This window comes from Modicisalibacter ilicicola DSM 19980, assembly GCF_900128925.1.
Classification (GTDB): domain Bacteria; phylum Pseudomonadota; class Gammaproteobacteria; order Pseudomonadales; family Halomonadaceae; genus Modicisalibacter; species Modicisalibacter ilicicola.
The window spans coordinates 216171-238167 of record NZ_FQUJ01000002.1; the positions used below are offsets into that span (position 1 = coordinate 216171).

General features: G+C 64.7%; 16 protein-coding genes. 4 read left to right on the forward strand and 12 right to left on the reverse strand.

Translation table 11 applies throughout. The annotated features are described in order from the left end of the window. Positions 1-55 precede the first annotated feature (55 nt). Genes BUA41_RS01070 through BUA41_RS01085 form a run of 4 tightly spaced genes read right to left on the reverse strand, consistent with a single transcriptional unit; the run spans position 56 to position 4461 of the window. Positions 56-619 (reverse strand): dihydrofolate reductase, encoded by a 564-nt coding sequence (locus BUA41_RS01070; protein WP_072818828.1) that lies wholly within the window; start codon positions 617-619, stop codon positions 56-58. Continuing rightward, complete coding sequence (locus BUA41_RS01075) at positions 616-1455, reverse strand: thymidylate synthase (protein ID WP_072818829.1); 840 nt, start codon at positions 1453-1455, stop codon at positions 616-618. The genes BUA41_RS01070 and BUA41_RS01075 overlap by 4 nt, the downstream gene beginning before the upstream one ends. Beyond that, complete coding sequence (gene lgt, locus BUA41_RS01080; RefSeq protein WP_072818831.1) at positions 1452-2279, reverse strand: prolipoprotein diacylglyceryl transferase; 828 nt, start codon at positions 2277-2279, stop codon at positions 1452-1454. The genes BUA41_RS01075 and lgt overlap by 4 nt, the downstream gene beginning before the upstream one ends. 16 nt (positions 2280-2295) lie before the next feature. Further along, positions 2296-4461, reverse strand: coding sequence for a response regulator (locus BUA41_RS01085; protein ID WP_072818832.1), 2166 nt, complete (start codon positions 4459-4461; stop codon positions 2296-2298). A gap of 367 nt (positions 4462-4828) precedes the next feature. On the opposite strand from BUA41_RS01085, the gene BUA41_RS01090 reads away from it, so the two are divergent. Then, positions 4829-5653, forward strand: coding sequence for an NRDE family protein (locus BUA41_RS01090; RefSeq protein ID WP_072818833.1), 825 nt, complete (start codon positions 4829-4831; stop codon positions 5651-5653). Between the two features lie 72 nt (positions 5654-5725). On the opposite strand, the gene ptsP is transcribed toward BUA41_RS01090, so the two are convergent. Together ptsP and BUA41_RS01100 are read right to left on the reverse strand one after the other, a co-directional pair. After that, positions 5726-7996: a phosphoenolpyruvate--protein phosphotransferase gene (gene ptsP / locus BUA41_RS01095; RefSeq protein ID WP_072818835.1), complete on the reverse strand. Its 2271-nt coding sequence runs from the start codon at positions 7994-7996 to the stop codon at positions 5726-5728. 33 nt (positions 7997-8029) lie between these two features. Next, the gene (locus BUA41_RS01100) at positions 8030-8521 is read right to left on the reverse strand and encodes an RNA pyrophosphohydrolase (RefSeq protein WP_072819414.1); all 492 of its coding nucleotides are present in this window, start codon (positions 8519-8521) and stop codon (positions 8030-8032) included. Between the two features lie 141 nt (positions 8522-8662). Here BUA41_RS01100 and BUA41_RS01105 point away from each other — a divergent pair, with 141 nt between their 5' ends. From BUA41_RS01105 to BUA41_RS01115, 3 genes are all read left to right on the forward strand, one after another. Continuing rightward, on the forward strand, positions 8663-9316 hold the full coding sequence (locus BUA41_RS01105; RefSeq protein ID WP_072818836.1) for a histidinol-phosphatase: 654 nt from the start codon (positions 8663-8665) through the stop codon (positions 9314-9316). Positions 9317-9435: 119 nt separating this feature from the next. After that, positions 9436-10524, forward strand: a complete 1089-nt coding sequence (locus BUA41_RS01110) for an efflux RND transporter periplasmic adaptor subunit (protein WP_072818838.1) — start codon at positions 9436-9438, stop codon at positions 10522-10524. A gap of 1 nt (position 10525) precedes the next feature. Continuing rightward, a complete protein-coding gene (locus BUA41_RS01115) occupies positions 10526-13609 on the forward strand; it encodes an efflux RND transporter permease subunit (protein ID WP_072818839.1) in 3084 nt (1027 codons plus the stop codon). Between the two features lie 336 nt (positions 13610-13945). Here BUA41_RS01115 and BUA41_RS01120 read toward each other — a convergent pair whose 3' ends face one another. From BUA41_RS01120 to BUA41_RS01145, 6 genes are all read right to left on the reverse strand, one after another. After that, complete coding sequence (locus BUA41_RS01120; protein ID WP_072818841.1) at positions 13946-14452, reverse strand: Rsd/AlgQ family anti-sigma factor; 507 nt, start codon at positions 14450-14452, stop codon at positions 13946-13948. A 160-nt stretch (positions 14453-14612) separates the two neighbouring features. Continuing rightward, positions 14613-15161 carry a disulfide bond formation protein B gene (locus tag BUA41_RS01125; RefSeq protein ID WP_072818842.1) on the reverse strand — a complete coding sequence of 183 codons (549 nt, stop codon included), beginning with the start codon at positions 15159-15161 and terminating at the stop codon, positions 14613-14615. Between the two features lie 36 nt (positions 15162-15197). Continuing rightward, entirely contained in the window at positions 15198-16799 is a 1602-nt protein-coding gene (gshA, locus tag BUA41_RS01130; RefSeq protein WP_084671019.1) for a glutamate--cysteine ligase, read from the reverse strand. Positions 16800-16893: 94 nt separating this feature from the next. Continuing rightward, positions 16894-19254, reverse strand: coding sequence for a Tex family protein (locus tag BUA41_RS01135; protein ID WP_072818845.1), 2361 nt, complete (start codon positions 19252-19254; stop codon positions 16894-16896). 277 nt (positions 19255-19531) lie between these two features. Further along, entirely contained in the window at positions 19532-20029 is a 498-nt protein-coding gene (msrB, locus tag BUA41_RS01140; protein ID WP_072818846.1) for a peptide-methionine (R)-S-oxide reductase MsrB, read from the reverse strand. Positions 20030-20158: 129 nt separating this feature from the next. Then, on the reverse strand, positions 20159-21742 hold the full coding sequence (locus tag BUA41_RS01145) for a phosphoenolpyruvate carboxykinase (RefSeq protein WP_072818847.1): 1584 nt from the start codon (positions 21740-21742) through the stop codon (positions 20159-20161). Positions 21743-21997 lie beyond the last annotated feature (255 nt).

Genomic DNA, 21997 nt, shown 5'->3' on the forward strand with positions numbered 1-21997 from the left:
TCGGGCTCATCTGCCAATACCAGCGTTGATCGGTGACAATGTCAAATCCGCATTTTCAGCGACGTTCGTAGACGACGAAGGCGTAGTCGGGACGCCCCTCTTGCGTATCGCTCTTGTCGGCTTGCGCATCGGTGCCTTCGGCCCGGCCCGGCCTGCGCTCGATTTCCTGCCACTGCCGATCATCCAGCGGCGGGAAGTAGGCATCCCCCTCGAGGGTCGTGTCGATCTCGGTGAGATAGAGGCGCGATGCCCGGGGCATGGCCTGGGTGAAGATCTCGCCGCCCCCGATCACCGCGATCTCGTCGACGCCCTCCGCGATGGCCTGGCGTTCGGCCAGGGCCAGGGCATCCGCCAGGTCATGACAGACCCGCACGCCCTCGCGCTGGAAGCTCGTATCGCGGGTCACCACGATGTTGAGGCGCCCCGGCAATGGGCGGCCGATGGAGTCGAAGGTCTTGCGCCCCATGACCAGCGGCTTGCCGAGGGTGATGCGCTTGAAGAACTTGAGGTCCTCGGGCAGGTGCCAGGGCAACCGGTTGTCGACACCGATCACCCCGTTCCGGGTCAGGGCGGCGACCATCACCACCGCGACCCGAGACTCGCCGTTCGATGGGTTCATACCGCCACCTCGGCCTTGATGTGAGGGTGCGGCTCATAGCCTTCGATGGCGATGTCCTCGAAGCGGAAGGCGAAGAGATCCTTGACCCGCGGATTGAGCACCAGTTGCGGAGCCGGACGCGGGGTGCGCGACAATTGCAGCTCGGCCTGCTCGAGATGGTTCGAATAGAGGTGGGCATCGCCCAGGGTATGAACGAACTCGCCGGGGGCCAGGTCGCAGGCCTGGGCGATCATCCGGGTCAGCAGCGCGTAGCTGGCGATATTGAAGGGCACCCCGAGGAAGATGTCGGCGCTGCGCTGATAGAGCTGGCAGGAAAGCCGCCCCTCGGCGACATAGAACTGGAACAGCGCGTGGCACGGCGGCAGGGCCATCTCGTCGACCAGGGCCGGATTCCAGGCCGAGACGATGAGCCGGCGCGAGTCCGGGTGGCGCTTGATCTGCTCGACGACATTGGCGATCTGGTCGACATGGCCGCCATCGGGGCGGGGCCAGCTGCGCCACTGGTAGCCGTAGACCGGGCCCAGGTCGCCGTTCTCGTCGGCCCATTCGTCCCAGATGCTGACCTTGTGCTCCTTGAGGTAGGCGATATTGGTATCGCCGCGCAGGAACCACAGCAGCTCATGGATAATCGAGCGCAGGTGCAGCTTCTTGGTGGTCAGCAGCGGAAAGCCCCGGCTCAGGTCGAAGCGCATCTGGTGGCCGAACAGGCTGCGGGTTCCCACGCCGGTGCGGTCGGACTTTTCCACGCCGGCGTCCAGCACCTGGCGCACCAGGTCCAGATAGGGTTGCTCGAGAGCGGGCTGCTCGAGAGGGCGTTGTTCAAAAGCGTTGGTCATGAGCGTCTGGCTTGCTTGCGGTGAGTGGCTTCGGGGGCGGCGGTGCCATCCACCGGCTGGCGGCGCGACCAGAGGATCAGACCCAGCCCGGCGGCGATCATCGGCAGGGTCAGGAGCATGCCCATGGTCAGCCAGCCGAAGGCGATGAAGCCCAGTTGCGGGTCCGGCAGGCGCACGAATTCCACGGCGAAACGGAAGACGCCATAGAGCACCAGGAACAGTCCCGAGATCATACCCCGGTGGCGTGGGCGACGCGACACCCACCAGAGGATGGCGAACAGCACCACACCTTCCAGCAGGAACTCGTAAAGCGACGACGGGTGACGCGGCTCCGGCCCCATGCCGGGGAACGGCATGGCCCAGGGCAGTTCGCTGATCCGGCCGGGCAACTCGACATTGAGGAAGTTGCCGATGCGCCCCGCGCCCAAGCCGATGGGCACCAGGGGAGCGATGAAGTCGGTCAACTGGAAGAAGGCCAGGCGATGCTTGCGGGCGAAGAGCCAGGCGGCGATCAATACGCCGAGCAAGCCGCCGTGGAAGCTCATGCCGCCGTCCCATATCTGGAACAGCCACAGCGGATTGTCCAGCAATCGATCGAAGCCGTAGAAGAGCGCATAGCCGACACGCCCGCCCAGCACGACTCCCAGCGCGCCGTAGAAGAGCATGTCGCCGATATCGTCGTGGCTCAGGCCGACCCGGTGAGCCCGCTTGCGACCCAGCCACCAGGCGCCGACGAAGCCGACCACGTACATCAAGCCATACCAGTGAATCTTCACCGGCCCCAGGGCGATGGCGACCGGGTCTATCTGCGGGTATTGGAGCATAAGTGTCTCAAGCAATTTAGCGGATATCGGCCTCGGGTAGCCAGCGACGAATCATATCGATTAGCGCCTGGGGTCGATAGGGCTTCGCCAGGTAATCGTCCATGCCGGCGGCGAAAAAACGCTCTCGGTCGCTTTCGCTGGCGTTGGCGGTCAAGGCCACCAGAACGCTGCGCCGCGCCTCCTTGTCGGCGTCTTCCCGGGCTCGCCAGCGCCGAGTCGTCTCGATGCCATCCGGGGGCGGCATGAATATATCCATGAAAACGAGATCATAGAAATGTCGGTCCGAGAGGTCGAGGGCCTCCTGCCCCCCTGCCGCCGTGTCCACCTTGAGTCCGTGGCGGGAAAGCATATCATGGGCCAGGGCGGTATTCACCGGCCCGTCGTCGACGATCAGCATCCGCGGCGAGCGCGTCTCGCTTGCCGGTCTTGCCTGGGACACGACGCCCCCCGAAGGCTTGCCACCGTTCTCCTCGTTCAGGCTATCCAGCAACTGCAGCAACATCGCTCCCCTTTCGCGCAGCCTTTCGTCGAGTCCTGCCGTCCTGCCCACTTCCACCGACAGCGCCTCCAGTTCACGCCGCAGCAAGGCCAGGTAATCGGACTTGAGCCGCGAATCCTGCCGGGCACGATCCCGGGCCAGGGAGAGCTGCTGGGCATGGTAGCGGGACTCCGACTCATCGATCAGCAGCGTCAGGCCATGACCATGCTCGTCATCGCCCAGGCAACGTCGCATCATTCGCCAATGGCCATCGGCGGTCTTGACGCGCACCATGGACTCATCGGCGTCATCCTCGGCGATCAGGAAAAGCGACTCGTTGAGCCCTTCCAGCTCGCGGTGCGAATGGCCCACAAGCCTCTCGAAGGCGGGGTTGGTGGCGACCAGCCTGTCGTGGTGGGTGAGCATCGCCGGCGCATCCAGCGTCTCGAGCAGATCGAACAATCGGGGCTGCCGCCTGAGCAGTGCCAGGGACGCTTCCAGGGCATTCAGCTCCTCGTCGAGCCTGGCAGTCAGCCTCTCGCTGGTTTCGTGTCTCGGCTCAGGGGTCTCGTGCTGCGAAGGAATCAACCAGGCAGGAACCAGTGCCTGCACGCGGCGGGCGAGACCCGCCACTCGCGATGCAGGGGCCTCCAACTGTCGCGTCCAGTATCGAGCACGTTGCCCCATCACCAGCAGCAGCACGCCAAGCATCAGCAGGCTACCGAGCGCCCAGGCCAGCACGACCCAAAGAAGCGCACCGGACGGCAGCACACTCCCCGGGCTTGCCTGTCGACTGACCAGGCGCCACCCGCTGGTGGGCAACGACATCCAGACCAACTGTCCGGACGCCTCCCGACTGCCCAACGATTCGTCATCGCTCGGGGTGTAGACGCCGCGGCGTCCGGCACTGGCAGGCAAGGTAATCGATTCCGCCCCCATCAGGCGTTCGCCCTGAGCCTCCAGCAGCCAGGCTTCGGTGTCGGGCCCCAGGGCTTCCTGAATGATCCGGGCCAGACGCCGGTCATCGAATTCAAGCGTCAGCTGTGCCACGCGCTCGTTCGCGAGGTCCATCACGTCGTACTGCAGGGCCAGATGTGCCTCCCCGGCCGGGCCCTGGGGAGCGGCGTGCCAACGAAACGGCGTGACAGGATCATCGCTTTCGCCCACCTCGAAACGGTAGCGCTGCCACTCCGATCTGTCGGTGTCGAGTGCCAGCCGGCTGGCGGGCACCAGGGCAGTCAGTCCCTGGGGCAAGGCAACGTAGAGACGTTCGATCAGGGTGTCGCTGAGGTAGAGATCGTTCATCAGCGGTTCGAGCCGATGGAGCTGGCGAACGCGGCTCGGGGGGGCGGTATCCTCGGAGGCCGGCACCTCGCCAAACAGTGCCATGACGCCCTCGGGCCCAAGGCGATGGCCATCGTCACCCGCAGACGGCGCAAGAGGGGTAGCCGTCATCTCGGTTTGCAATACCCGACGCACCGCCCGCCCCAACTGACGCAGGTGGCGCTGCTGTTCGATCAGTCGCTGGTCGATCAGGTTCGCCTGCACTACGTGGGTCTGCAGCAGGTCGCGCTGGAGTTCCTGGCGGTAACGCTGTTCGGCATCACGCCAGATCCAGACCCCGACGGCCAGGCAGATCAGGGAAAAGCCGATCTCGGCCACGAGCAAGGGGCCAGCGGCCTGCAGCAAGCGCCGGCTCAACACGTTGCGTTGTTTCCTTTTGCCCCGCGTTCCTTGCATCATGACCCCGGTCGTCGACAATGAGGCGAGTCTACGCGTTTCACCGTTTGGCTGTCATGTCGCCTATTTTCCCCCACCAGGCTTCTGCGACGCGACGAGAAATGGCGGAAAAATGGGTTCATCGCAGAGCAGGCGCCGCTACGCGGCGTTCGCCCGATGAATCGGGCTCCTACCACCCCGGTGGCTCTGATTTTCGTGGGAGCTCGCTTCAGCGAGCGAGGGGTTGGTCCATCGCCCGATCAATCGGGCCCCTACATCTCCACAGCCATTCACGGCAATCTGTGAAGAGCCAAAAAATGCAGCATCCGGACGATATTCAACGGGAGCAAGCATGTGCCTGATCGTGTTTGATTGGCGTCCCGGTGGCGCGGTTCCCCTGCGTCTTGCCGCCAACCGCGACGAATTCCACGAGCGGCCCAGTGCTGCATTGCACGTATGGAGGGATGCTCCCGACATCCTGGGAGGCCGTGACCTGCGCGCCGGCGGCACCTGGCTGGCTGGCCATCGCCGGGGGCGCCTGGCTGCCGTCACCAATGTGCGTGCTCCCGAGTTCGAGGCACCCGCCCAGGGTCACAGTCGAGGCGAGCTGGCCCGCCACGCCCTGGAATGCGACTCTCTGGAAAAGTGGCTACACGGCCTGGAACGAAAGGCCGCGTACTGCTATGCCGGCTTCAACCTGCTGGCAAGCGATGGGCGCATCCTATGGCACCTGCACCACGGTCCTTCGGGCACCCGGCTTCAGGAGGTGGCCCCCGGGCTGCACGGACTCTCCAACGCCACCCTCGACACTCCCTGGCCGAAGCTGCTGCGTAGCCGGCAACGCCTTGCCACCGCCACACGGGCCGAGACCGGCCGCGATGGCAGCGAGACCTTCGCGGCACGCGCCTGGGCACTGCTGGCGGACGACGCACGCGCCACGGATGCGCAACTGCCCGATACCGGTGTTGGCCTCGAACTGGAGCGTTTCCTCTCGGCGCCCTTTATCGTCGGCGATGAGTATGGCACTCGCGCCAGCACCTGGGTGCGCTGGGAGGCCGAGAGCGGCATCGCGATCGGTGAACGCGCCTTCGGGCCACTCGGAAGGCTCCTCGAGGAACGTCAATGCCGACTCGACGTCCCACCGTTGCCGGTCGATCGTCGACCCATCGCTCGCTGAAGCTAGCCCCTACAGGCAATTGATATCAAAGGGTTTTCAGGAGGCCGATTGATCGAGCGATCTCCGGCGAGCCTATTTGCCATACTCCCGGGGCGGCAGCAGGTGTGCCAGCCCCCAGGCATCGAAGCACGCCGTCAGATGCGCCCGAACCGCGGTGGGTGTCGCCAGCGGCAGGGTCTCCTCGACCAGCTTCTGCGCCTGAGCCAGGGAAACGCGGCGAATGGCGGCCCGCACCTTCGGCAGGCTGGGCGCGTTCATGGAGAGTACATCGAAGCCCATGCCCATCAGCAGCAGCGCGCCGCCGGGGTCACCGGCCAGCTCGCCACACACCGACGTGGGCATCTTCAGCGATGCGGCCTCGTCGGCCAGACGTGCCAGGGCCGCCAGAACGGCGGGATGGCAGGCGTCATACAGCTCGGCCACTCGAGGATTGTTGCGATCCACCGCGAGCAGGTACTGGGTCAGGTCGTTGCTGCCCACCGAGAAGAAATCGACCCGGCTTGCCAGCGCCTTGAGCTGGTAGAGCGTCGCCGGCACTTCCAGCATCACCCCGACCTGGGGCCGCGTGATATCCTCGCCTTCCTCGCCCAGTTCGACCAGCGCCCGATCGAGCAGCCGCAATGCGGTGTCGACCTCGTCGATGTTGGTGACCATGGGGAGCAGAACATGCAGGTTGTCGAGCCCTCTGGACGCGCGAAGCATTGCCCGCAACTGCACCATCAGCACCTCGGGGTGGTCCAGGGTCACGCGTATGCCGCGCCAGCCGAGGAACGGGTTGGCCTCGTGGATGGGAAAATAAGGCAGGTCCTTGTCGCCACCGATGTCCAGGGTACGCATGGTCACGGGCAGCGGCGCGAAGCCTTCCAGCTGCTCGCGGTAGAGCCTCTCCTGTTCCTGTTCGCTGGGGAAGCGTTCGGTGATCATGAACGGCACCTCGGTGCGGTAGAGCCCGACCCCGCCGATACGCGGCTTGAGCTGGGCCACCGCATCGACGGTCAAGCCGGTGTTGACCATCAGCGCCATGGCGTGGCCGTCTGGCGTCTCGCTGGGCAGGTGCTGTTCATGCTCTAGCACCTCGGCCAGCGCCTGCTCCTCGGCGATCTGCTCTCGGTAGTGGCCGATGAGCTCGCTGTCCGGACGCACGAACAAGCGACCGCGGTGGCCATCGAGAATCACCGGGGCATTGTTGAGACGCTGCAAGGGCAGATCGACCATGCCCAACGCCGTGGGGATGCCCATCGCCCGGGCCAGGATCGCGACATGGGAGGTGCTGGACCCGCTGATCGACACCAGTCCCGCCAGCTTCTCCCGGGGCACTTCGCCGAGCATGCCCACGCTGATCTCGTCACCGACGAGAATGCAACGCTCCGGAAAGGCCTCGGAAGTACGCGGGCTCTCTTCCTGAAGATGGGTCAGCACCCGTCGGCCCAGGTCACGAATATCCGCCGAACGCTCGCGCAGGTAATCGTCATCCACCCGTTCCAGGTACTGCACGTGGCGGCGCACCACGTCCGCCAAGGCGCCCGGGGCCCACTGGCCCTCGCGAATGCGCTTCTCCACCTCCTGGCCCAGCGCCGCGTCCGCCAGCATCTGTTCGTAGGCATCGAACAAGGCGAGCTCCTGGGCGGAGATGCGATTGGCCAGGCGCTCCCCGGTGCGTCGCATCTCGCCCCGTACCTTGCCGATGGCCTCCTGCAGGCGGCGGAGCTCGTAGTCGATGTCCGTGGGGATCAGGTCCGGCACGCTGTCCAGGTCGGCCAGCGGCGCGATCACCACCGCCTCGCCGATGGCCATCCCCGGCGAAGCGGCAACGCCCTTGAACATCGCCATGCCGTCGGCGCGGGTCGGCTGATTGAGAGCCCCCGTGGCCATGGCGTGGGCAAGAACGCCGGCCAGCTGCGCCGCCATGGTGACCAGGAACGCCTCGTCGCCCTCGTCGTAGCGGCGCTTGTCCTGCTGCTGAACGACCAGTACGCCCAGCATTCGCCGCTGATGGATGATCGGCACGCCGAGGAAGCTGGAAAAACGTTCTTCTCCCGTTTCCTTGAAGTAGCGAAACTGCGGATGCGACGGGGCATCCTCGAGGTTGAGGGTCTCCTCGCGCTGCCCCACCAGCCCGACCAGTCCCTCGCCCAGGCGCAAGGCGACCTGGCCAACCGCCTGGGTACGCAGGCCGATGGTATCCTTGAGCACCAGTCGCTCCCGGGCGGGGTCGAACAGGTAGATGGAACAGACATCGGTGCGCATCGCCTTGCGGACACGCCGCACCACGGTGGCCAGCGCCGCCTCGAGGCTGCGTGCTCCGTTGACTTCCTGGACGATGCGACGTAGGACATCGAGCATGGGCATTCTTCTTGTAATGAAACAAGGGGGCAGTCAGTCACCGCCCCGGGCCAGATGCTGCACCCGGGGCGCCAGCTCCCGCAAGGCGCGACGGTAGACTTCGCGCTTGAACGGCACCACCTGGCCCAGCGGGTACCAGTAGCTTACCCATTGCCAGCCATCGAACTCCGGCTTGGGCGTTGAATCCATGCAGATCCGGCTGTCCTGGCAGCGTATGTGGAGCAGAAACCATTTCTGCTTCTGGCCGATGCATACCGGCCTCGATTGTGTGCGTATCATGCGCCGGGGCAAACGATAGCGCAGCCATCCTCGGGTACAGGCCAACACCTCGACATCGGCTGGCGTCAGACCGATCTCTTCCTCGAGCTCACGGTAGAGCGCCTGTTGTGGAGTCTCGTCGGACTTTATGCCTCCCTGAGGAAATTGCCACGCATTCTGTCCTACCCGACGCGCCCAAAGCAGCTGGCCCTCGCGGTTGACAATGATAATGCCAACGTTGGGGCGGAAGCCGTCGGCGTCGATCACGGGCTTCACCTTATGAATCTACTATTGCACTCATTCTTCCACAAAGCTCGAAAGCGCATCAACACGCGCGTGCGCCGTGGTGTGAATGCACGGTCACTTCTGCAATAATCGCTTACATTCGGCACCACCAAGGAGCGTGTCTTGAGCCTGGCCATCTTCGATCTCGACAACACATTGCTGGCAATCGACAGCGACCATGCCTGGGGCGAGTTCCTGGTCGAACAGGGGGCCGTCGATCCGGTGAGCTACCGCGAATCCAACGAGCGCTTCTACCGGCAATACCACGAGGGTACCCTCGACATTCACGACTACCTGGCCCTGGCCCTCAAGCCACTGGCGGAAAACTCCCCGGAGCAGCTGAGCGCCTGGCACCAGCAGTTCATGATCAGCAAGATCGAGCCGAACATCCTCACCAAGGGCGAGGAACTGCTGGCCCGGCATCGCGCCAAGGGCGATACCCTGTTGATCGTCACCGCCACCAACCGCTTCATCACCGGGCCGATCGCCAGGCGGCTGGGCGTGGACGACCTGATCGCCGTCGAGCCCGAGATCGTCGACAACCGTTATACCGGTCGCGTCAGCGGCACGCCGAGCTTCCAGCACGGCAAGGTCGTCTGTCTCGACGAATGGCTGGAGAAGCAGAGCATCACCCTCGACAATGCCTGGTTCTACAGCGATTCCCATAACGACCTGCCCCTGCTGGAGAAGGTCGACAATCCTGTCGCGGTGGACCCGGACGACAGGCTGCGCAAGGTCGCGATCGAGCGTGGCTGGCGCATCATCAGCCTGAGGTAGCCGGGCGTCCAATCTGATAAAGTGGCGGTCGCCTCGGGAACATATTTCAAATAATTGATTCAAAAGCGTTCCTGTTGCGATCGTCGTGGCACTTCTTCCTGCCTCTGCTGGATGGCTTGATGCGTCTGAAATTTTCTTCCTTCTCCGCTCCGTTCGCCTTGCTGCTGGGCGTTGCCCTGTTCGTCTGGCTACTGCTCGGCGACGTGCAGCATTTTCGCGCCGAACCCCCCGCAACCATCCAGGTGCAGACGCCCAGCCTGCCGCGGGTCGAGGTCCGTCTGTCCGAGGCCCGGGAGCATACGCCGGACTTGACGCTGCAGGGCCAGCTCGAACCGCACCGCGATATCATCCTGCGTCCTCGTCGCACCGGCACCGTGGCGGCCCTGCCCCACCCCCAGGGAAGCCGCGTCGAGGCCGGCGACACCCTGCTCGAGCTCGACGAGGAAGACCTGCCCGAGCAGTTGGCCCAGGCCGAGGCCGAGCTCAAGCTGGCCCTTTCCGAGCGGGAAGGCGCCCGCCGTCTGAGCGGCAAGAACCTGGTATCCAGCAACGAGGTACTGCGCCTGGAAAGCGCCGTGGCCGAGGCGCGCGCCGAACTGGCCAGGCTCCGCCAGCTGCGGGCCGATGCACGCTTCAAGGCACCTTTCACCGGTGTGCTCGATCGTCTCGATGTCGAACTGGGCGACTTCGTCCAGCCCGGCGAGGATGTGGGCAAGCTGGTCGAGATCGATCGGCTGATCGCCACGGCCAGGGCGCCACAGCGACGCGCCCCGGAGCTGCGTACCGGCTTGCCGGTGACCGCCACCCTGTTGAGCGGCGAGCAGTTGCAGGGTGAGCTCAGCTTCGTCGCCAGCAGCGCCGACAGCGCGACCCGCAGCTACGCGCTGGAGGCGAACCTGGCCAACCCGGAGCGTCTGCGCATCGCCGGGGCCAGCGCCACCCTCGACATCGCCTTGCCGTCACGCCAGGCGCACCGGCTGTCGCCGGCACTGCTGATTCTCGACGACCGGGGGCGCCTGGGCGTCAAGCATCTCGATGACAGCGACACGGTGCGCTTCACGCCGGTTTCCCTGCTCACCGCCGACGCCCACCAGACCTGGGTCACCGGGCTCCCCGACCAGGTGCGCCTGATCACCCTGGGGGGCGGTTTCGTCGACCTCGGCGAGCAGGTCGAAGCGGTACCGGTCAACGACGAGCAAGAGTCGTAACATGCGTACCTTGATTCATGCCGCCCTGAACCGCAGCCGTACCACCCTGCTGCTCTTGGCGTTTCTGGTACTGGCCGGGCTGGCGGCCTATCAGGCCATTCCCAAGGAATCCAACCCCGACGTGGCGATTCCGATGATCTACGTCTCGCTGGTGCTCGAGGGGGTCAGCCCGGAGGATGGCGAACGCCTGCTGGTGCGCCCCATGGAACAGGAACTGCGGACCATCGAGGGCATCAAGAAGATGACCTCGCAATCCAGCGAGGGCATCGCCTCGATCACCCTGGAGTTCGATGCCGGCTTCGATGCCCGCCGTGCCCTGGCCGACGTGCGCGAGAAGGTCGACATCGCGCGCAGCTCGCTGCCCGACGAGGCGGAGGAGCCACGGGTCATGGAGGTGAACGTCGCCCTGTTCCCGATCCTTTCCGTGGGGCTTTCCGGACCGCTGTCGGCCAACGAACTGATGTGGCTGTCCCGGGAACTGAAGGAGAACATCGAAGGCATTCCCAGCGTCCTCGACGTCGAGATTGCCGGGGAGCGCGAGGATCTGATGGAGATCGTGGTCGACCCCCTGGTGCTCGACAGCTACGGCGTCGATTTCGACACCCTGTTCAACCTGGTGTCACGCAACAACCGGCTGGTCGCGGCGGGCAGCCTGGACAACGGCGCGGGACGCATGGCGATCAAGGTGCCGGGCGTCATCGAGAACCTCGAGGACGTAATGAACACCCCGGTCAAGGTCGATGGCGACCGGGTGATCACCTTCGGCGAGGTCGCGAGCATCCATCGCACCTTCAAGGACCCCACCGGCTACGCCCGCATCAACGGGCAACCGGCGGTGGTGCTGGAGATATCCAAGCGAACCGGCGCGAACATCATCGCCACCGTCGAGGCGGTGAAGGCCGTGCTGGAGGAGGCGCGTCCGCAGATGCCCGACGGGCTGGACGTGAACGTCATCATGGACCAGTCGACGGAAGTCGAGGAGATGCTCGACGAGCTGTTGAACAATGTGCTCACCGCCGTCGTGCTGGTGTTGATCGTGATTCTCGCCGCCATGGGCCCCCGGGCGGCACTGCTGATCGGCATGACCATTCCCGGCGCCTTTCTCACCGGCATCCTGCTGATCTGGTCGGTTGGCTACACGCTCAACATCGTCGTGCTGTTCGCCCTGATCCTGGTCGCCGGCATGCTGGTCGACGGCGCCATCGTGGTCGGCGAGCAGGCGGACCGCTACTTCGCCGAGGGACGCTCGCCTCACGATGCCTGGGCCGGAGCCGCCAGTCGCATGGCCTGGCCGGTCATCACCTCCACCGCCACCACCCTGGCGGTGTTCCTGCCACTGCTGTTCTGGCCCGGGGTGGTGGGCGAATTCATGAAATACCTGCCGGCGACGGTGATCCTCTGCCTGCTCGCCTCCCTGGCCATGGCCCTGGTGTTCATGCCCACCCTGGGCAACCTGTTCAGTCGCGGTCAGCCTCGGGGCAGTGAACGAATCACTCGCGGGGGGCGCCTCTACCGGCGCACCCTGGCCCATCTGCTGCAGCGGCCGGCGCTGACCCTCGCCGGGGCGCTGACGGTGATGGCGCTTCTCTACGCGGGCTACGCGCGCTTCAATCACGGCGTGGAGTTCTTTCCTTCGGTGGAGCCCGACAGCGCCCAGCTGCTGGTGCACGCCCGGGGCGATCTTTCCGTCGAGGAGAAGGATGCGATAGTCAGGCGCATCGAGGCACGCCTGGAGGGCATCAGCGAGGTCGAATCGCTCTATGCGCGCTCCTACGCCATCCCTAACCGTCAGTTGGGCGAAGACGTCATCGGCCAGCTCTCCTTCCAGCTCATCGACTGGCACCAGCGCCGGCCCGCGGCCGAGATCCTCGCCGACATGCTCGAGCGCACCGAGGATATCCCCGGCATCCGCCTGGAGACCCGGGAGCAGGAGCAGGGCCCCTCCAGCGGCAAGCCGATCCAGCTCGAGTTGAGTGCCAACGACCCGGGCGCCATCGAAGAGGCCGTGGTGCAGTTGCGCAGCGCCATGCAGCGTCTCGGCGGCTTTCGTGCCATCGAGGACGACCGCAGTCTGCCCGGCGTGGAGTGGCGCCTGCAGGTCGATCGCGAGGCGGCGGCACGCTTCGGTGCCGATGTCTCGACCATCGGCAGTGCCGTGCAGCTGGTCACCACCGGCTTGCAGATCGCCACCTACCGGCCCCAGGACGCCAACGACGAGGTGGATATCCGGGTGCGCCTGCCCGGCGCGCAACGCAGCCTCGATCAGCTCGAGCGCCTGACCATCAATACGACCCGAGGCCAGGTGCCGATCAGCCATTTCGTGCGACTCGAGCCCGCCCCGAAGGTGGGCACCCTGCATCGCGTCGACGGGCAGCGGGCGATCACCCTGCAGGCCGATGTCGACCCCGATCGTCAGGTCGACGAACGCCTGCGCGCCCTGAGCGATACGCTCGACGAGTTGCCGGGGGGCGTACGCGTCGGCTTTGCCGGGGAGCAGGAAGACCAGGCCGAGACCAGCCAGTTTCTGACCACCGCCTTCGGTGTCGCGATCTTCCTGATGGCGATCATCATGGTGACCCAGTTCAACAGCCTCTATCAGGCCTTGCTGGTGCTGTCGGCCATCGTCTTCTCCACCGGCGGCGTGCTGCTCGGCCTGCTGCTCAACGGCCAGCCTTTCGGCATCGTCATGGTGGGCATGGGCATCATCGCCCTGGCCGGCATCGTGGTTAACAACAATATCGTGCTGATCGACACCTACAACCAGCTGCGCAGCGAAGGGCTGACCGCCCTCGATGCCGCCCTGGAGGCCGGCGGTCACCGCCTGCGCCCGGTATTGCTTACGGCCATCACCACCATCCTCGGCCTGATGCCGATGGTGCTCGGCGTCAATGTCGACCTGCTCGCCCCCAGCCTTGGCTGGGGCGCGCCCTCGACCCAATGGTGGACACAGCTCTCCAGCGCCATCGCCGGCGGGCTGGGCTTCGCCACCGGGCTGACGCTGTTGCTGACCCCGTGCATGCTGGTGCTGGGAGCCAAGACCAGCGAGCGCCTGACGCGGCGGCTCAGGCCGGCAGATGCAAAGTGAAAGGGGTTCTTCATGGATTGCCGTGAGTGGCTGTGAGACGTAGGGGCCCGATTGATCGGGCGATGGCTGATCATGACAACCCCTCGCTCGGTAAACCGAGCTCCCACGAAAACCAGCGCCATTGGGGTGGTGGGAACTCTCGTGGGGCACCAGGGCCACCGGGGTGGTAGGAGCCGGATTTATCCGGCGATGGTAATAACGCCAATCGCGCAGAAACTCTGCGCTCCTACGCCAACCTTTCCGGCAGGCTTGCGGCTTCACACTGCTCTGCGATGAACCAAAAAAGAAGCGCCTCGCTGTCAGGGCGAGGCATGAACGACCGGTAGTCGGTAAACGCTATTGGAAGGTGGCGCGGGTCGTGGCCTGAGCAGCAGGCGGCGGTGAATGCGCGGCGTGCAGGCGACCGATCAACTGGTCTTCGAGGGCAAAGCGCTCGGTGAGTCCCTTGCCCAGGCGTTCGAGCCAGGCGGGAAGACGGAACAGGTAGTGCTGGCAACGCGTCGGTGTCGAGTAATCGTTCTCGAAGTCCAACGCCAGTTGCGTGGACATCTCGAGACGTTCCAGCAACTTGTCGGCCACGGCCAGGGCCTCGTGATCGTTGAAGTGCTCGGCTTCCTGGCGTAACTGGGGGTAGATCTCGAAATGCCCGGCACTGATATAGTCCATCAGCAATTCACTGAAATTGTCGATGCGCGCCTTGGTCACCGCTTCCTCGTCGATGTCGCAGGCTTCCTTCAGATCCATGAAGGCGACCAGCATCTCGCGACGCGCGTCGATCCAGCGGTCGATCATCCGATGCACGCCTCCCCAACGCTCCTGCGCGGTTCTGCAGTTTTCCAGCATGGGCAGCCCTCCCTTTATCGTTCTCACTCCTGCGGATCTCCAGCGTCACCCCAAGCGTCATGGGTGTCAATCCCGCCACACGAAAAAGATGCAACCTGTTGTTTCACTTGCATTAAAGGTATCATCAGAAAGCACTGTTCGATAATCGAGAACGGCTTTCTCAGGCGTTGCCGACACCTTCCTGCTGCCCTTCGGCTCTCCCCCGCCTGGCATTCAGAATCCCTTGAACGATCATCGCCAAGGGAATCAGCGCCAGAACGAGAAAGCCGATCAGCGTCCACTGCGGGAGCGTCAGCCCCCACCAGTACCCCTCGATCTCGGCACATTCGCCGGAACCGGAGAGTACCCTGGACATCACGTCCCACAGCGGCAGCACCTCCAGCATGTAGTCGAGCCCTGGGCCGCAGCTGGGCACCTTGTCGGGGGGCAACGACTGCAACCAGATATGGCGCCCCGCCACGGCCACGCCGCCGCCGACGGCGATCAGGCCCAGCCCCCCGTAGAGGGCTCCGCCCCAGTCGCGAGGGCCGTGCAGGGCCGCGATCAAAAATAGCGTTGCCGCCGTCAGCACGGCGACACGCTGGAAGATGCATAGCGGGCAGGGTGCCAGGTCGGCGACGTACTGAAGCGCCAGGGCCACCCCCATCATCAGGGCACAGAACGCCAACCCGGCCAGGCTCCACTGGCGAATGCTCAGTTCAAATCGCATGCAACACTCTCCGATACGCAAGATGCCCGCTGATCGTCACACCGACTCGGCGGCACGCGACTCCCGCGCCCGGGCAAAGTAGGCGTCGATGAATTTGTCGAAGCTTTCGGTGTCCGCCGCCTCGATATCACCTTGCTGCTGATGGGAGGTCTCGGTGAGCTGGGTGAACAGAGCCTCCCGAGCAGGATCCATGGTTTCTTCTCGCCATTGCGTCGCCTGGTCACGGGCCAGCTCGAGCACATGGTCGACGAATTCGTCACCGCTCTCCTCGAGGGCCGACAGCAGCCGACCGGAGGGGGTCAGTTCCGGGCGCGAAAGCTGGGGCGCCAGGGCGTCGATCGCCTCGCGATGGCGCTCTTCTCCTTCGGTGATATCGAGCAGCTCGGCAACCTGGCGAAGCTCACTGAAGATCTCCTCGGCACGATCGGCCAGCCTGCGCTCCTGCCCGTCGACGGCCAGGGCCAGTGCGGGGTCGCGGCCACGCTCGACCACCAGGCGGCGATTGTCGTCGAGATGGTCGCACTCCTCGTCGGAGATCCAGGGGCTCTCGGAGAGCAGGCACCACATCAGGAAGGTATCCAGGAAACGCATCTGCGTCTCGTCGATGCCCAGCGCCAGGAAAGGATTGAGATCCAGGCATCGCACCTCGATGTACTCCACCCCCCGGGCCTCGAGCGACTGGGTAGGGGTCTCCCCCTGTTGGGCGACCCGCTTGGGGCGAATGTCGCTGTAGTACTCGTTCTCGATCTGCAGGATGTTGGAGTTGAGCTGGCGCCAGTCGCCGTTCTCGGCCACGCCGATGCGCTCGTAGGCGGGCCAGGGCGTGGTGATGGCGTTGCGCAGCGTCCCCACGTAATTGGAAAGCGAATTGAAGCAGATCTTGAGCTGCGCCTGGACCTTGTTCTGATAGCCCAGATCGGACATGCGCAAGCTGGTGGCGTAAGGGGCGTAGAGCGTCTCCCGGGCATGAGCATGCAGCTTGTCGGGGGTCGACCCGGTCAAAAAGCTTCGGTCCAGCGCCGGCGACGCACCGAACAGGTAGAGCAGCAGCCAGCTGTTGCGTCGGAAGTTGCGGATCAGGTCGAAATAGCGCCCCGAGCGATAGGCCGCCTGGGGCTTGTGCTGAGCGCCTTCCAGTTCCTGGAGCAGCGGCCAGAACCCCTCGGGCAGCGAGACGTTGTAATGAATGCCGGCAATCGACTGCATGATGCGCCCGTAACGGGCATCCAGCCCCCGCCGGTAGATATGCTTCATCATGCCCGAATTGGAGTTGCCGTAATCGGCGATCGGCACGCTGTCGTTGCCATCCAGGCGACAGGGCATGCTGGCCGGCCAGACCAGTTCGTCACCGAGATGCCGAAAGCTGAAGCGATGCAGGTCGGCAAGGAAGGCCAGCGTGTCCGCGGGACGACAATGCACCGGCGTGATGTATTCCAGCAGGGACTCGGAATAATCGGTGGTGATGTAGGGGTGGGTCAGCTTCGATCCCAGCGAATGGGGATGAGGCGTCTGGGCGATATCGCCCCGCCGGTCGGTGCGCAACCCTTCCTTCTCGACGCCGCGGCGCAGCCGCCCCACGTGCCCACGACGCGCCAGCCCTTTCAGCCGTGCGATAGCGTTGTCTAGTTGCTCGGACAAGATGACCACCCCTTGTTGATTCGCCGGCACATGGCACGACGCGTGATGAACGTTCGATTATGGCGGCAGGTGCGCACCTTTCAACCCTGGGCGATCATTGTTTCTTGCGCGCCTTGAGCAGCGCCTCGCCCAACGCCCCCATCTGCCCCGGCCGGGTCTCGCCACCACGCGGAGGGGTTCCGCGCGGCGCCGAGCCGGTGCGGGATCCCCGGGAGCTTCGAGAAGGCTTGGCCTCGCCGGCCTTGTCGCCGGCGGGCTGGTCATGCATGCGCATGGACAGGCCGATGCGCTTGCGCTCGATGTCCACCGCCATGACCTTGACCTTGACGATATCACCGGCCTTGACCACCTGGCGCGGATCTTCGACGAAGCTGTCGGAGAGCGCCGAGATATGCACCAGGCCGTCCTGGTGAACCCCGACATCGACAAAGGCGCCGAAATGGGTGACGTTGGTCACCGTGCCCTCGAGAATCATGCCGGGCTCGAGGTCCTTGATCTGCTCGACCCCTTCGCGGAATTCCGCGGCGCGAAACTCGGGACGCGGATCGCGCCCGGGCTTGTCGAGCTCCTTAAGAATGTCGGTCACCGTCGGCACCCCGAAGGTATCATCGACGAAGTCCGTGGGCTTCAGGGTCCTGAGGTAGGCGCTGTCGCCGATCAGGCTGGCCAGCCCGCGCCCGCCACGCTCGGCGATGCGCGATACCACCGGGTAGGCCTCGGGATGTACCGCGCTGCGATCCAGCGGGTTGTCGCCATTCATGATGCGCAGGAAGCCGGCACACTGCTCGAAGGTGCGCGGCCCCAGACGACCGACCTCGAGCAGCTCGCGGCGATCGCGAAACGGCCCCTCGGCGTTGCGGCGCAGGACGATATTCTCGGCAAGGCCCGGATTGAGCCCCGAGACCCGGGAAAGCAGCGCGCTCGACGCGGTATTCAGGTCCACTCCCACGGCGTTGACGCAATCCTCGATCACCGTCTCCAGGCTGCGCGAGAGCTGCATCTGGGACACGTCGTGCTGATACTGCCCGACCCCGATGGACTTCGGCTCGATCTTGACCAGTTCGGCCAGCGGGTCCTGGAGACGACGGGCGATGGAGACCGCGCCGCGAATGGTCACATCGAGATCGGGGAATTCCCGGGCAGCGATCTCGGAGGCCGAATAGACCGAGGCACCGGCCTCGCTGACCATCACCTTGGCGAGATGGCGCGGCGGGCTTGCCGAGGCGAAACGCTTGACCAGCTCGCCGGCGAGCCTGTCGGTCTCGCGGCTGGCCGTGCCGTTGCCGATGGCGATCAGGGTGACAGCGTGCTTCTCGACCAGTCTGGCCAGCTTGGCAAGGGCCTCGTCCCAGCGGTTCTGGGGCGCGTGGGGGTAGATCACCTCGTGATCGAGGAACTGGCCGGTGGCATCCACCACCGCCACCTTGCAGCCGGTACGCAACCCCGGATCCAGGGCCAGGGTGGCCTTGGGACCGGCCGGGGCGGCCAGCAGCAGATCCTTCAGATTGGCGGCAAACACCTCGATGGCCTCGCCTTCCGCGCGCTCGCGGAGCCGTCCCATCAGCTCGGTCTCGAGATGGGTATAGAGCTTGACCCGCCAGGTCCAGCGCACCACCTCGCGCAACCAGCGATCCGCCGGCCGGCCGGTGTCCTTGCTTGAAAGGTCGATCCCGAAATGCCGGGCGATGGCGACCTCGGCAGGATGCAGCACCGCCTCCTCCTCCCCGGGAAGCGTGATGGTCAACCCCAGCACACCCTCGTTGCGCCCCCGGAACATGGCCAGGGCACGATGCGAGGGCACCTTGGCCAGGCGTTCGTCGTGCTCGAAGTAATCCGAGAACTTGGCGCCCTCCTGCTGCTTGCCGTCGATCACCCGGGCACTGAACTCGCCCTCCTCCCACAGGCGATCACGCAGGCGACCCACCAGCTCGGCGTCCTCGGCGAAGCGTTCCATGAGGATCTGCTTGGCGCCGTCTAGCGCCGCCTTGGTGTCCGCCACGCCCTTGTCGGCGTCCACGTAATCCGCCGCGGTGGTCTGCGGATCGAGGGAAGGATCGTCGAGCAGCGCCTGGGCCAACGGCTCGAGCCCCGCCTCGCGGGCGATCTGGGCCTTGGTGCGACGCTTCTTCTTGTAGGGCAGGTAGAGGTCTTCCAGGCGCTGCTTGGTGTCCGCCGCACGAATCTGGGCGGTCAGCTCATCGGTCAGCTTGCCCTGCTCGTCGATGCTGGCCAGCACCGTCTCGCGACGCTCTTCCAGTTCACGCAGATAGCGCAACCGCTCCTCCAGCGTACGCAGCTGGCCGTCGTCGAGAGCGCCGGTGACTTCCTTGCGATACCGGGAAATGAACGGCACGGTGGCGCCACCATCGAGCAGCTCCACGGCCGCGGCCACCTGTTGAGGGCGAACATTGAGCTCCTCGGCGAGGCGCTGGGTAATCTGTGTCTGTGCGTCCATGAGATCCTTGACGTCTTTGCGAATCGTAGCGCGCCGGGTCCGAAAACCCGGTTCGATGAAATGGCGACAAGGTACCACAAAGCATCTCGCCAGCGCAGAGCGGCCTGCGCCACGTTTTCTCCTCCTGGCATTCTTGGATGCCCTCGCCGATCGCTTCAGTGACTCAAGCCCTCGCGACCGCTGCCGATTTCCAGCCGCATACCCGAAATGAAGCATGGCCCGATCGTAGGATCGGGCCATGTTCATCTTGGTACAGCGTGGTGGCGTGCGTGGGAGGTCAGGCGGGAGCGAAGCTGAGCGCCAGCCCGTTGTTGCACCAGCGCAACCCCGTGGGTTCCGGGCCATCCTCGAAGACATGCCCCTGATGGCCACCGCAACGCGCACAGTGGTATTCGGTACGTGGAATCAGCAGCACGAAGTCCAGCTCGGTCAACAAGTTGCCTTCGATGTGCTCGTAGAAGCTCGGCCAGCCGGTGCCGGAATCGTACTTCGCCTCACTGCGGAACAGCGGCAGATCGCACCCGGCGCAATGGTAGGTGCCCTTGCGCTCCTCGTCATTGAGCGGACTGCTGCCGGCGGGTTCGGTCCCGGCTTCGCGCAGGATATGGAACTGCTCCTCGGTAAGACGCTCGCGCCACTGCGCTTCGCTCAACTCCAGCGGCTCGATGTCCGCCGCCCGCTCGAGTTCCAGCTTGGGGCGTGCCCGCGCGACACCGGGCAGCAATCCTGCCAGCCCACCGGCACCGAGCAGTCCCAGGAAATGACGTCGTTGCATGTTGCGCTCCTCGACCTTGCAGACCGTTTGCGTGTGGTGAGGCCCTTTATTGCCGCCAGTACTCACACAAGAATGGGGAGGGCCTTTTCTGCCCTCCCCATTGGATGCGATCGGTGTATGAAGGTTCGATCAGTCGAGGCGGGGGCCTGCCTGCACGATCGCTTCGTCGATCCCTTCGAATTTCCTGAAGTTGTCGACGAACTTGGCCACCAGCTGCTTCATCTGCGCGGCATAGGCATCCCTATCCTGCCAGGTGGTTCTGGGATCGAGCAGCGTCGAATCGACCCCCGGTACCTCCGTCGGCACGTCCAGGTTGAGCCCGTCGATGTGCCGGGTGTCGGTATCCTTGAGCGCCCCGGACTGGATCGCCGTAATGATGCTGCGGGTGGTGGGAATGCTGAAGCGGCTGCCACCTTGGCCATAGCTGCCTCCGGTCCAGCCGGTGTTGACCAGATAGACCCGGGAGCCGAAGCCCTCGATGCGCTTGATCAGCAGGTCGGCGTATTCCCGGGCCGGACGCGGGAAGAAGGGGGCACCGAAGCAGGTCGAGAACGTTGCCTCGAGTCCTTCGGAGGAACCCATCTCGGTGGAACCGACCTTGGCGGTGTACCCGGACAGGAAGTGATAGGCGGCGGCTTCCTTGGAGAGCAGCGACACCGGGGGCAGCACGCCACTCATGTCGCAGGTAAGGAAGATGATGGCGTTGGGCTCGCCGGCACGGTTTTCCTCGATGCGCTTCTCGATATGCTCGCGCGGGTAGGCGGCGCGGCTGTTCTGGGTCAGGCTGTCGTCGGTGTAGTCCGCGTGACGATGCTCGTTCAGCACGACATTCTCGAGCACCGCACCGAACCTGATGGCATCCCAGATGACCGGTTCGTTCTGTTTGGAGAGGTCGATGCACTTAGCATAGCAGCCGCCTTCGATGTTGAAGACCGTGCCCTCGCCCCAGCCATGCTCGTCGTCGCCGATCAGATACCGCGCCGGGTCGGCGGACAGGGTGGTCTTGCCGGTACCGGAAAGCCCGAAGAATAGGGTGGTTTCACCGTCGTCGCCGACATTGGCGCTGCAGTGCATGGGCAGGACATCCTTCTCGGGCAGCAGGAAGTTCTGCACCGAGAACATGGCCTTCTTCATTTCGCCGGCATAGCGCATCCCGGCGATCAGCACCCGACGTCGCGCGAAGTTGATGATGACCGCGCCTTCGGAGTTGGTGCCATCCCGCTGGGGGTCACAGACGAAGTGGGGCGCATTGAGGATGCTCCATTCGCTCTTGCCCTTGGGATTGAAGGTATCGGGGCGCACGAACATGATGCGCCCGAACAGGTTGTGCCAGGCCGTCTCGGTGGTGACACGAATCGGCAGGTAATATTCGGGATCGGCGCCGACATGCAGTTCGGATTCGAAGCTCTCGTCTTCGGCAAGATAGTCCTCGACCCGCTCCCAGAGCGCATCGAAACGCTCGGCATCGAAAGGCTTGTTGACGCTTCCCCAGTCGATCAGTTCGGACGTGGACGGCTCTTCGACGATGAAGCGGTCCGCCGGCGAGCGGCCGGTACGTGCCCCCGTGTTCACCACCAGCGCACCGTTGTCGGCAAGATGGCCTTCCCGGCGCATGATGGCGCGTTCGACGAGCTCCGCGGCGCTGAGATTGATGTGGTTCTTCGTGGCGCGACTCTCGGCCGCAATCTGACGATCAGCTTGGGTAGTGGTCATCGCTGGTCCCTGGCCCTCGGGCCGCTCCTCTATATCTGGAAATCGCTGTCGAATGCCTTTCAGCAATTCCTTAGCCAAAGACGCGGAGTGTATCGCGCCATTAACGGGCGTTTGTCGCCCTGCCTGCAGGCACGTCCCGAACACACCATGCCCCGAGCACGACACCTTGAAGGCAGACATTATTGCAAAAAGCCACGCCTCGGCAAACGCTGCTTTTCTCCCCCGCTAACGATGAGAACACTCAGCGTTCGTCTC